Genomic DNA, 11,786 nt, shown 5'->3' with positions numbered 1-11,786 from the left:
CCAAAATAACCTTCGCGTGGCGGGCGACGCTGTCGATCCAGAGATCGACGGACATCGGATGGCGCAGATCGCGTAGAGCCGCCAGCCGCATCGACGGCAGGCGATCCGCGTCCGCCTTCCACGCCGCCGCCAAGCCGGCCAGATCGCTGTCGGTGAAGGACAGCGCCACGATATCCGCAGGCGTCTGCCTGAGATCGACAGGCTCGGCGAGATAGTCGAGCGAGGCGGATGTTGTGGTGAGGATGTGCATCGCGGCTCGTGCCTGAGGTCAGCCGGCGAGGATACGCTCGATTGCCGGGCGGTTCAGCCCTTTCAGGCCGATGACGACGAGGCGCGAGCGGCGGTCGTCGTCGGCGGTCCAGGCGCGGTCGTAATAGTGATTGACGCGCGGACCGACGGCCTGCAGCAACAGCCGCATCGGCTTGCCGCCGACCTCGACGAAACCCTTGACGCGCAAAACGTTTTCTTCCTCCGCCGCGGTGGCGACGCGCAAAGCCAGCTCATCGGGATTGGCGATCGACGGAATATCGATGACGAACGAGTCAAAATCGTCGTGCTCGTGGTCGAGCTCGTCGTCGTGATGGGTCTTGCGGTTCTCGATGTCGTCCTCGACGGCAAGGCCGAGGCCGAGCAGCACAGACGGATCGACCTTGCCCTGCGAGGTCGGCACGATCTTGACGGCGCGCGCGGTGTGCTCGCCGATGATGGCATTGGCGCGGGCTGAGCCGGCGGCGTCCATTAGGTCGCTCTTCGACAATATGATCAGGTCGGCGCAAGCCAGCTGGTCCTCGAACACCTCCTCGACCGGATCGTCGTGGTCGAGCGTCTCGTCCTGCGCGCGCTGCGCCTGCAGGGCGTCCATGTCGTTGGCAACGCGGCCATCAGCCAGCGCCGGTCCGTCGACGACGGCGATGACGCCGTCGACCGTCACCCGGCTCTTGACCGTCGGCCACTGGAAGGCCTGGACCAGCGGCTTGGGCAGAGCGAGGCCGGAGGTTTCGATCAGGATATGGTCGACCCTCGGCGTCAGCGACAGGATCTGATCGAGCGCCGGGACGAAATCATCGGCGACGGTGCAGCAGATGCAGCCATTGGCCAGCTCGACGATGTTTTCCTCGGGGCAGGTGTCGATGCCGCAGCCTCTCAGGATCTCGCCGTCGATGCCGATGTCGCCGAACTCGTTGACTATGATGGCCAGCCGCTTGCCCCCGGCGTTTTCGAGCAGATGGCGGATCAGCGTCGTCTTGCCGGCGCCGAGGAAGCCGGTGACGACGGTGCAGGGCACGCGGGAGACGGAAGCGGTCATATCTGGTCCTTCAAAAGGTCGAGGGGAGGGACGCGGGCGACGAGGCCGCGCTTCAGGCAATCGGGGCGGCCGCGCCATGGAATGAGGCCGTCGGTCGAGGTGGCGAAGAGCTTTGCGCCAGCGACGAGATCGGCGCCGCTTGTCGCGGTCAGGTCGCCGAAGACATAGCTCCAGCAGCCGTCGCGCAGGATCGCGGCGCTCAGCCGGCGCTTGCAGTTGCCGAGGCATTCGACGGTGCGGATACGGATATTTTCGCCGGAAGCGGCGCGGCGCGCGTCATCGGCAAGCAGTTCGCCGGCGCGGGGATGGCCATCGGAGCCGGTCTCGTCACGGCAGGAGGCGCAGACGATCACGGTAACGCCGGCCAAGGCATCACTATCGCGGGACAATACGTCCGCTGTCTCAGCCGAAAAACTGCTGTCGCGTTTCAAATCAGGCTCCTTGCCCGGAAAACCCGCCAGGCGAATCGGATTCTTCTGTCTTAGACGGCAGGTCTCCTGGCTCGCGGGTCATCGCCTTGGTGCCGCCTTCCCGGGACCGTCCCAGTGGTTTTCGGCCTTGGCTCGTCGCTTACAGTTGCGGGGACAGCCGCGGATTTGAAATCGGAATTTCGCACCGCATTCCCTCTTGGCTCCTCCCTTTGCCGAGAGGAGACCGTCTGGACCGGATTTAGGCTTGTGGAGGCAGTCGTGTCAACGCACGTCTACGAGGCGGCAATGTTGGCGAGCACGGGCCCCAGATCGCCGGCCGGCGTCACCTCGATGCGTTCCAGGCCGAGCCAGCCCTGCATCAGCTTCAATTCCTCGAAAAGCTTAGCAGCGGTTTGCGGCGGGGCGCCGGGCTCGGCATAGGCGGCATGGACGCGCAGCACGCCGGCGGGACGGTCGGCCTTGAGGTCGATGCGCGCCACGATCCTTTCGCCGAGCAGGAACGGCAGCACATAGTAACCGTACTGGCGCTTTTCGGCAGGGGTATAGATCTCGATGCGATAGCGGAAGTCGAACAGTCTTTCCGTTCGGGAGCGCTCGAAGACGACAGGATCGAACGGCGCGAGCAGGGCGCGCGCCTCGATCCGGCGCGGAAAACGGGCGTCCTTGTGCAGATAGGCAGGCTTGTCCCAACCTTCGACGCGAACCGGCAAAAGATCACCTGCCTCGACCAGTTCCTCGATGCGGCCCTTGATGTCGGCGGGAGAGAGACGAAAATAGTCGCGCAGGTCTCCCGCTGTCGCGACGCCGTGGGCGCGGGCGGAAATGCGCAGCAATTCGCGATGCGCATCCTCAGGGGAGGGCACCGGCAAGCTGAGTATTGCCGGCGGCAGCACCCGTTCCGGCAGATCATAAAGCCGCTCGAAGCCACGACGTGATGCCGTGGTGATGCGGCCGGCCCAGAACAGCCATTCAAAAGCGTGCTTGGCGTCGCTCCAGCCCCACCAACCGCCGTTTCCCTTTTGGCCTTCGAGAGCCGACGCGGCGAGCGGGCCGCGCGATACAACCTCGCGATAAATGTCTTCAATGTAAGTGGTGCGTTCGCGCCCCCACTTGGCCAGCCCATTATACATTTCCTCGCCGCGCTCGGCCCGTTCCATGCGCCAGCGCATCAGCGGATAGGTTTCGACCGGTAGAAAAGAGGCTTCATGCGCCCAGTATTCGAAGACCGTGCGCTTGCGCGTCACGGCGGCGTTGTCGAGCAGCGCAAGCGGGTAGGGGCCAAGCCGCGAATAGAGCGGCATATAGTGGGCACGCACCACTGCGCTGACGGAATCGATCTGCAGCAGGCCGGTGCGGGCAAGGACGCGGGCCAGATGGCGGCGATTGGGCGTGCCGTTCGGCCTGACATCGGTAAAGCCCTGTGCGGCAAGCGCGATGCGCCGGGCCATGGCGATCGAGATTTTTTCCTTCATGCAGACGGCACTCTGTTGGCGTTCGACCAAAGGTTGGGGCGATGATTCCGCGCCATGCTAGCAGGGTTTTGGCGGCATCTATGTCAGGAGAGAAAAGTGGAGTAAAAAGTGAAGGAAATCAAACAGGAGCAGATCGGACCAGTTTATCCGGATATGCCGTCCAGCACCGTGTTTTGAACAAGGTTTGACTTGCTTCGCCGAAAGGCCTGCGCTAACCCTCGCCGCGTTGCAGCATAGAGCCCCCTAAAACGGTTCAGTGGCTAAACTGTCACGCTTCCGCAAGTGGGTCCGGTGCTGTAATCAGAGTGGATTGGCCGCCAACGGAAAGCCGCAGCATGAACGCGTTGTTGAGTTCGTACCTGCCCATCGTCCTGTTCATCGGCGTGGCGCTGGTCGTCGGCGTGGCGCTGCTTGCCGCACCCTTCCTGGTGGCCTACCGCAACCCCGATCCGGAAAAGCTTTCCGCCTACGAATGCGGTTTCAACTCGTTCGACGACGCCCGCATGAAGTTCGACATCCGCTTCTATCTGGTGTCGATCCTGTTCATCATCTTCGATCTGGAAGTGGCCTTCCTGTTTCCGTGGGCCGTGTCTTTCAGCCAGATCGGCATGCTCGGTTTCTGGTCGATGATGGTGTTTTTGGCGGTGCTGACCATCGGCTTTGCCTATGAATGGAAGAAAGGAGCGCTGGAATGGGATTGAGCGACAATTCCGGCACGCTCGTCGCGCCGAAGCCAAAAGGCATTCTCGACCCCAGCACCGGAAAGCCGGTGGGGGCGAGTGATCCTTTCTTCCTCGAGATCAACAACGAGCTGGCCGACAAGGGTTTTCTCGTCACCTCGACCGAGGCGCTGATCACCTGGGCGCGCAGCGGCTCGCTGATGTTCATGACTTTCGGTCTTGCCTGCTGCGCGGTCGAGATGATCCACACCTCGATGCCGCGCTATGACTCGGAGAGGTTCGGTGTTGCTCCTCGCGCGTCTCCGCGCCAGTCCGACATCATGATCGTCGCCGGCACGCTGACCAACAAGATGGCGCCGGCGCTGCGCAAGGTCTACGACCAGATGCCGGAGCCGCGCTACGTCATCTCGATGGGCTCCTGCGCCAATGGCGGCGGCTATTACCACTATTCCTATTCGGTGGTGCGCGGCTGCGACCGCGTCGTGCCGGTCGACATCTACGTGCCCGGCTGTCCGCCGAGCGCGGAAGCGCTGCTCTACGGCATCCTTCTGCTGCAAAAGAAGATCCGCCGCACCGGCACGATCGAACGGTGAGCGGGATGATGAGCCTGTCGTTAAATGAACTCTCGAACTATCTCGGAGAGAAGCTGAGCGGCCGGATCGGCGATGCGGTGTTTGCCTATGGCGAACTCACCATCTCTGTCGAGCCGCACGATCTGATCGAGGTGGTAACCTTCCTGCGCGACGATAAAAACTGTCAGTTCATCTCGATCATCGACGTGTGTGGCGCAGATTATCCGTCGCGGGCTAAGCGCTTCGACGTCGTCTACCACCTGCTGTCGCCGAAGCAGAATATTCGCATCCGCATCAAGGTCCAGGCCGACGAGGAAACTGTGGTGCCGTCGATCACCGGCGTTTATCCCGGCGCCGACTGGTTCGAGCGCGAAACCTACGATCTCTATGGCGTGCTGTTTTCGGGCCATCCCGATCTCAGGCGGATTCTGACCGACTACGGCTTCGAGGGTCATCCGCTGCGCAAGGATTTCCCGCTGACCGGCTTCGTCGAGGTGCGTTATGACGACGAAGCCAAGCGGGTCATCTACGAGCCAGTCGAGCTCAAGCAGGAATTCCGTAATTTCGATTTTCTGTCTCCATGGGAAGGTACGGATTACGTGCTTCCGGGAGATGAGAAGGCAAAGCAGTAAATGGCTGAAACCTCCGTTCGCAACTTCAACATCAATTTCGGCCCGCAACATCCTGCGGCGCATGGCGTTTTGCGCCTCGTGCTGGAGCTCGATGGCGAAGTCGTCGATCGCGTCGATCCGCATATCGGGTTGTTGCATCGCGGCACTGAAAAGCTGATCGAAGCCAAAACCTACCTGCAGGCCGTGCCTTATCTCGACCGGCTCGACTATTGCGCGCCGATGAACCAGGAGCATGCCTTCGCGCTTGCCGCCGAGCGTCTGCTTGGCATCGAGGTGCCGAAGCGCGGCCAGCTGATCCGCGTGCTCTATTGCGAGATCGGCCGCATCATGTCGCACATTCTCAATGTGACGACGCAGGCGATGGATGTCGGTGCGCTGACGCCGCCCCTGTGGGGCTTCGTCGAGCGCGAAAAGCTGATGGTGTTCTATGAGCGGGCCAGCGGCTCGCGCATGCATGCGGCCTATTTCCGGCCCGGCGGCGTCCACCAGGACCTGCCGCAGAAGCTGGTCGAAGATATCGGCAAGTGGATCGATCCGTTCCTGAAATCGCTCGACGATCTCGACGCACTGCTGACCGGCAACCGCATCTTCAAGCAGCGCAATGTCGACATCGGCACCGTTTCGCTGGCCGATGCCTGGGCCTGGGGCTTTTCCGGCGTCATGGTGCGCGGATCCGGCGTCGCCTGGGATCTGCGCAAGTCGCAGCCCTATGAATGCTATGCCGAGATGGATTTTGACATTCCGATCGGCAAGAACGGCGACTGCTACGATCGTTACCTCGTGCGCATGGAAGAGATGCGCCAGTCGGCGAAAATCATGCGCCAGTGCGTCGACTTGCTGCTCGGCAAGGAAGGCACAGGGCCGGTGTCGAACCTCGACGGCAAGGTGGTGCCGCCGAAGCGTGCGGCGATGAAGCGCTCGATGGAAGCGCTGATCCATCACTTCAAGCTCTACACCGAAGGCTACCGGGTGCCGGCGGGCGAGGTCTATGCGGCGGTCGAAGCGCCGAAGGGCGAGTTCGGCGTCTATCTCGTCTCGGACGGCACCAACAAGCCCTATCGCTGCAAGCTGCGCGCGCCCGGCTTCGCGCATCTGCAAGCCATGGACTTTTTGTGCCGTGGCCACATGCTGGCCGACGTCACCGCCGTCCTCGGCTCCCTCGACATCGTGTTTGGTGAGGTCGATCGATAAATGTCAGTCCGCCGTCTCGCAGAAGCCAGCCTCCAGCCAGCCTCCTTTGCCTTCAACCGGGCGAATGCGGCAGCGGCGAAGCAATGGATCAAGAAGTATCCGAAGGGCCGCGAGCAGTCGGCGATCATCCCCTTGCTGATGCTGGCGCAGGAGCAGGAAGGCTGGGTGACCAAGGCGGCGATCGAGACGATCTCCGATATGCTCGATATGCCCTATATCCGTGGGCTCGAAGTCGCGACTTTCTACACGCAGTATCAGCTCAATCCGGTCGGCACCCGCGCGCATATCCAGGTCTGCGGCACCACGCCCTGCATGCTGCGCGGCTCGGAAGCGCTGATGGATGTGTGCCGCTCGAAGATCCATCACGATCAGTTCCACACCAACGACAAGGGCACGCTGTCGTGGGAAGAGGTCGAATGCCTCGGCGCCTGCGTCAACGCGCCGATGGTGATGATTTTCAAGGACACGTTCGAGGACCTGACGCCGGAGCGGCTTGCCGAGATCATCGATCTCTACGATGCCGGCAAGGGCGCCTCAGTGACGCCGGGGCCGCAGAACGGCCGCATCACCTCAGAGCCGATCAGCGGTCTGACGACGCTGAAGAACGAAAAGGCAATCCTGAAGACGACACGCGACAGGGAAGCCAAGGCGGCGGCCAAGGCCGCGCAAGGTGCAGCGTCGACTGCCGCCGCGGTGCCGGCTCCGGTCGCGCAGGCACTGGCTGCCCCCGTTGCGCCATCGAAAGCCAGCAAGCCGAAGACCGATGCGCCTGAAACCAGCCCGGCGCTGAGATCGCCTTCGCCGACAAAGGTCGCACCAGAGACGGAAAAGGCGGCGAGCGTCGCCGCACCGCGGCATTCGGCGGCCAACGCCAACAAGGCCGCGCCGGAGGTCGAAAAGGTTTCGAAACAGCGTAGCGGTCCCATAATCAAGGCTGAGCCAGCGGCCGCTTTCAAGGCGCCCGACGCTAAGGGCGCACAGCTCGGCGCAGCCGCCAAGCGTGCCAAGCCTTCGCTCGAGGACAAGAACCGTCCGGCCGGCATCGCAAAGCCGGCACTGGTCGACGACCTCAAGCTGATCTCGGGGGTCGGCCCGAAGATCGAGGGCATCCTGCATTCGCTTGGCATCTTCACTTATGCGCAAGTCGCATCCTGGAAGAAGGCCGAGCGCGAATGGGTCGACGGCTATCTCAGCTTCCACGGCCGCATTCAGCGCGAAGACTGGGTCAAGCAGGCCAAGGCGCTCGCCAAGGGCGGGGTCGCCGAATATATCCGCGTCTTCGGCAAGAAGCCGGTCTGAGGAACGAACAATGCTTCAGGACAGAGACCGCATCTTCAACAACATCTACGGCCGCTTCGACAAGTCGCTGGCCGGCGCAATGGCGCGCGGCGCCTGGGACAACACGCCAGGCATCATCGCCAAGGGGCGCGACTGGATCGTCAACGAGATGAAGGCATCAGGCTTGCGCGGTCGCGGCGGCGCCGGCTTCCCGACCGGGCTGAAATGGTCGTTCATGCCCAAGCAGAGCGACGGCCGGCCGAGCTATCTTGTCGTCAACGCCGACGAATCCGAGCCCGGCACCTGCAAGGACCGCGATATATTGCGCCATGACCCGCACACGCTGGTCGAGGGCTGCCTGATTGCCGGCTTCGCCATGGGCGCGATCGCCGCCTACATCTATGTGCGCGGCGAGTTCATCCGCGAGCGCGAGGCGCTGCAGCGCGCCATCGACGAGGCCTATGAGGCCAAGCTGATCGGCAAGAACAACACGTCCGGCTACGACTTCGACATCTACATGCACCATGGCGCCGGCGCCTATATCTGCGGCGAGGAAACGGCGCTGCTCGAAAGCCTCGAAGGCAAGAAGGGCCAGCCGCGGCTGAAGCCGCCATTCCCGGCCAATGTCGGCCTCTATGGCTGCCCGACGACGGTCAACAATGTCGAGTCCATCGCGGTGGCGCCGACCATCCTGCGCCGCGGTGCGGCCTGGTTCTCGTCCTTCGGGCGGCCCAACAATGTCGGCACAAAGCTGTTCTGCATCTCCGGCCACGTCAACAATCCGTGCACCGTCGAAGAGGCGATGTCGATCCCGTTCCGCGAGCTGATCGAGACGCATTGCGGCGGCATTCGCGGCGGCTGGGACAATCTGCTGGCGGTCATTCCGGGCGGCGCTTCGGTGCCGCTGGTGCCGGCGGAGCAGATCATCGACGCGCCGATGGATTTCGATGCGCTGCGCGACCTGAAATCGGGCCTTGGCACGGCGGCTGTCATCGTCATGGACAAATCGACCGATATCGTGAAGGCGATCGCGCGGCTTTCCTACTTCTACAAGCACGAGAGCTGCGGCCAGTGCACGCCGTGCCGCGAAGGCACCGGCTGGATGTGGCGGGTGATGGAGCGGCTGGTGCGCGGCGAGGCGCAGAAGCGTGAGATCGACATGCTGCTCGACGTGACCAAGCAGGTCGAGGGCCATACGATCTGCGCGCTGGGCGATGCGGCGGCGTGGCCGATCCAGGGCCTGATGCGGCATTTCCGTGGCGAGGTGGAGCGGCGTATCGACGAGTTTTCGCGCAATGCGCATCGGGCAGAGCAGGTGATGGTGGCGGCGGAATAGAAATGAATTCGAAATACGGGCAAGTGCCCGATTTGAAATACGGGTGAGCGCCCGATTTGGAATGCGGGCGAATGCCCGATTTGAGGAAACAGGCTCGGGGCAACCGGAAGAAACGACTAGGAGATCACCAATGTCGCTGCATTCGAGACCCGATCATTTGATGCCAGATTTGGACCCGTTCGAGAAGATGAACCAGGACCTGACCAGGATGATGCCGAAGGAGATGGCGAGCGCCGTCAATCTCCTGGCGCACCCTGTCGCGGGTGCGGCAGCGATGTCGGCGCTCGGCTTCGGCCTTGCCAATCATGCCTTTGGGGTGTGGATGGGCGCGCTCTCGGGTGCTGCCGAGGCCTCGCAGCGCCTCTTCCAACCGATCGTCGACGATTTCGAGGCCAGGGTCGAACGCTTTTCAGAGACAGGGACGAACTCCTCGACCAAGGCGCGCGCGGCGACGAAAACCTTGATCGCCGAGGCGCAGTCCTTCGCCAGGGACGTAACCGATATAGCGGCAACTGCCACAGGCGATGCGCCGAACGTGGCGGATGCGAGCACCGTTGCGGGTGCCGCGCCAACCGGGTTGATGCCGGAGGATTTCAAGCAGCCCAAGGCCATGGATCGTCCGGCAAATCCGGCCAATCTCAAGGCGATATCGGGCATCGGGCCGAAGCTGGAGAAGGTGCTGAACGGCTTGGGCATCTGGACATATGGCCAGATCGCGGCATGGACGCCGGAAGAGATCGCCTGGGTCGACGATTATCTGTCGTTCAACGGCCGCATCGATCGCGACGACTGGCTTGGCCAAGCGGCGGCGCTGGCCGAGGCCAAACATTGAATTCAATACCGCGCGCGGTTTCGGCTGCGCCCGGAAAGAAAGATTGCGGAACGTCCGCAGGGGTTTGAGACGACATGGCAAAGCTCAAGGTCGACGGGAAAGAGATTACTGTACCCGACCACTACACGCTGCTGCAGGCGGCCGAGGACGCCGGCGCGGAAGTGCCGCGCTTCTGCTTCCATGAGCGGCTGTCGATCGCCGGCAATTGCCGCATGTGCCTGATCGAGGTGAAGGGCGGGCCGCCCAAGCCGCAGGCATCCTGTGCCATGGGCGTGCGCGACCTGCGCCCCGGCCCGAATGGCGAAACGCCGGAAATCTTCACCAACACGCCGATGGTCAAGAAGGCCAGGGAAGGCGTGATGGAATTCCTGCTGATCAACCATCCGCTGGATTGCCCGATCTGCGACCAGGGCGGCGAGTGCGACCTGCAAGACCAGGCGATGGCGTTCGGCGTCGATTCCTCGCGCTATCACGAGAACAAGCGGGCGGTCGAAGACAAATATATCGGGCCGCTGGTCAAGACGATCATGAACCGCTGCATCCATTGCACGCGCTGCGTCCGCTTCACCACGGAGATAGCCGGCATTTCCGAGCTCGGCCTGATCGGCCGCGGCGAGGACGCCGAGATCACCACCTATCTCGAAAGCGCGATGACCTCGGAACTGCAGGGCAACGTCATCGACCTTTGCCCGGTCGGTGCGCTGACCTCCAAACCCTACGCCTTCCAGGCGCGGCCATGGGAGCTGACCAAGACCGAATCCATCGATGTGATGGATGCCGTCGGCTCGGCGATCCGCGTCGATTCCAGAGGCCGCGAGGTGATGCGCATCCTGCCGCGCACCAACGAGGCGGTGAACGAGGAGTGGATTTCCGACAAGACCCGTTTCATCTGGGACGGCTTGCGCACGCAGCGCCTCGACCGGCCATACGTACGCAAGGACGGCAAGCTGACCCCGGCAAGCTGGACCGAGGCTTTCTCCGCGATCAAGGAAGCGGTGTCGAACGCAACGCCTGACAAGATCGGCGCCGTTGCAGGCGATCTCGCCGCCGTCGAGGAGATCTATGCGCTGAAGCTGCTGATGGCCTCGCTCGGCTCGAAGAACACCGACTGCCGCCAGGATGGCGCGGCGCTCGATCCGTCGCTCGGCCGGGCAAGCTATATCTTCAACCCGACCATCGAGGGCATCGAGCAGGCCGACGCGGTGCTGATCATCGGCGCCAATCCGCGCTTCGAGGCGTCCTTGCTCAACGCCCGCATCCGCAAGCGCTGGCGGGTTGGCAACCTGCCGGTCGGCGTCATCGGCGATGTCGGCGACACGCGCTACGACTACGAGCAGCTCGGCGCCGGGCCGGAATCGCTGAAGGATCTGGCCGACGGCAATGGCAAGTTCTTCCAGGTGCTGAAGAAAGCGACGCACCCGCTGATCATAGTCGGCCAAGGCGCGCTGGCGCGCTCGGATGGCGCGGCCGTGCTCGGCCAGGCGGCCAAGCTTGCCATCGCCGTCAATGCCTCGAGAGCCGACTGGAACGGCTTTGCGGTGCTGCACACTGCGGCGGGCCGGGTCGGCGGTCTCGATGTCGGTTTCGTGCCGGGCGAGGGCGGCAAGAACGTTGCTGGCATGCTGGGCGACACGGACGTGCTGTTCCTGCTCGGCGCCGACGAGATCGACATGGCCAAGACCGGCGGCGCCTTCGTCGTCTATATCGGAACGCATGGCGACCAGGGCGCGCACCGCGCCGACGTCATCCTGCCGGGCGCCGCCTATACCGAAAAGTCGGGCACCTACGTCAACACCGAGGGCCGCGTGCAGCAGACCAACCGTGCCGGCTTCGCGCCAGGCGATGCGCGCGAGGACTGGGCGATCCTGCGGGCGCTGTCGGATGTGCTGGGCAAGAAGCTGCCGTTCGATTCGCTGCCGCAGCTTCGCGCAAAACTCTATTCTGAATACCCGCATCTGGCCCGCATCGACCAAGTCGCGGCCGGCAACGCCGATGATATCGCCGGGGTGGCGAAGCTCGGCGGGCGGCTGAACAAGGGTACCTTCACCTCGCCGGT

12 protein-coding genes and 1 riboswitch are annotated in these 11,786 nt (G+C 63.2%); of the genes, 8 read left to right on the top strand and 4 right to left on the bottom strand.

Features of this window, described 5'->3' with window-relative positions; all coding sequences use genetic code 11:
• The 4 genes from EOB36_RS30895 to EOB36_RS30880 form a co-directional block, all read right to left on the bottom strand.
• Positions 1-250, bottom strand: a 250-nt coding sequence (locus tag EOB36_RS30895; RefSeq protein WP_164897665.1) for a hypothetical protein, incomplete at its 3' end; no start/stop codon positions are given.
• 18 nt (positions 251-268) lie between these two features.
• Positions 269-1,306, bottom strand: coding sequence for a cobalamin biosynthesis protein CobW (gene cobW, locus EOB36_RS30890; RefSeq protein WP_128286360.1), 1,038 nt, complete (start codon positions 1,304-1,306; stop codon positions 269-271).
• Positions 1,303-1,737 (bottom strand): DUF1636 family protein, encoded by a 435-nt coding sequence (locus EOB36_RS30885; RefSeq protein ID WP_126106057.1) that lies wholly within the window; start codon positions 1,735-1,737, stop codon positions 1,303-1,305. Before EOB36_RS30885 ends, cobW begins: the two co-directional genes overlap by 4 nt.
• 38 nt (positions 1,738-1,775) lie before the next feature.
• A riboswitch (cobalamin riboswitch) is annotated at positions 1,776-1,980 on the bottom strand.
• A gap of 29 nt (positions 1,981-2,009) precedes the next feature.
• Positions 2,010-3,209: a winged helix-turn-helix domain-containing protein gene (locus tag EOB36_RS30880; RefSeq protein WP_126106058.1), complete on the bottom strand. Its 1,200-nt coding sequence runs from the start codon at positions 3,207-3,209 to the stop codon at positions 2,010-2,012.
• 335 nt (positions 3,210-3,544) lie between these two features.
• Here EOB36_RS30880 and EOB36_RS30875 point away from each other — a divergent pair, with 335 nt between their 5' ends.
• From EOB36_RS30875 to nuoG, 8 genes are all read left to right on the top strand, one after another.
• Entirely contained in the window at positions 3,545-3,910 is a 366-nt protein-coding gene (locus EOB36_RS30875; RefSeq protein WP_095483434.1) for an NADH-quinone oxidoreductase subunit A, read from the top strand.
• Positions 3,901-4,482: an NADH-quinone oxidoreductase subunit B gene (locus EOB36_RS30870; protein WP_095483435.1), complete on the top strand. Its 582-nt coding sequence runs from the start codon at positions 3,901-3,903 to the stop codon at positions 4,480-4,482. Before EOB36_RS30875 ends, EOB36_RS30870 begins: the two co-directional genes overlap by 10 nt.
• 8 nt (positions 4,483-4,490) lie before the next feature.
• On the top strand, positions 4,491-5,093 hold the full coding sequence (locus EOB36_RS30865; RefSeq protein WP_128286359.1) for an NADH-quinone oxidoreductase subunit C: 603 nt from the start codon (positions 4,491-4,493) through the stop codon (positions 5,091-5,093).
• A complete protein-coding gene (locus tag EOB36_RS30860; RefSeq protein WP_095483436.1) occupies positions 5,094-6,284 on the top strand; it encodes an NADH-quinone oxidoreductase subunit D in 1,191 nt (396 codons plus the stop codon).
• Positions 6,285-7,583, top strand: a complete 1,299-nt coding sequence (locus EOB36_RS30855; protein ID WP_095483437.1) for an NADH-quinone oxidoreductase subunit E — start codon at positions 6,285-6,287, stop codon at positions 7,581-7,583.
• 10 nt (positions 7,584-7,593) lie between these two features.
• On the top strand, positions 7,594-8,898 hold the full coding sequence (nuoF, locus tag EOB36_RS30850; RefSeq protein WP_128286358.1) for an NADH-quinone oxidoreductase subunit NuoF: 1,305 nt from the start codon (positions 7,594-7,596) through the stop codon (positions 8,896-8,898).
• Between the two features lie 130 nt (positions 8,899-9,028).
• Positions 9,029-9,730 carry an NADH-ubiquinone dehydrogenase gene (locus tag EOB36_RS30845; protein ID WP_128286357.1) on the top strand — a complete coding sequence of 234 codons (702 nt, stop codon included), beginning with the start codon at positions 9,029-9,031 and terminating at the stop codon, positions 9,728-9,730.
• 74 nt (positions 9,731-9,804) lie between these two features.
• The coding region (gene nuoG, locus EOB36_RS30840) for an NADH-quinone oxidoreductase subunit NuoG (RefSeq protein ID WP_128286356.1) at positions 9,805-11,786 on the top strand (1,982 nt) is incomplete at its 3' end.

The sequence above is a fragment of the Mesorhizobium sp. M6A.T.Cr.TU.017.01.1.1 genome (assembly GCF_004023115.1).
In the GTDB taxonomy this organism is placed as follows: Bacteria; Pseudomonadota; Alphaproteobacteria; order Rhizobiales; family Rhizobiaceae; genus Mesorhizobium; species Mesorhizobium mediterraneum.
Note: the sequence above shows the minus strand (reverse complement) of the source record. Positions and strands in the feature narration are given on the sequence as shown.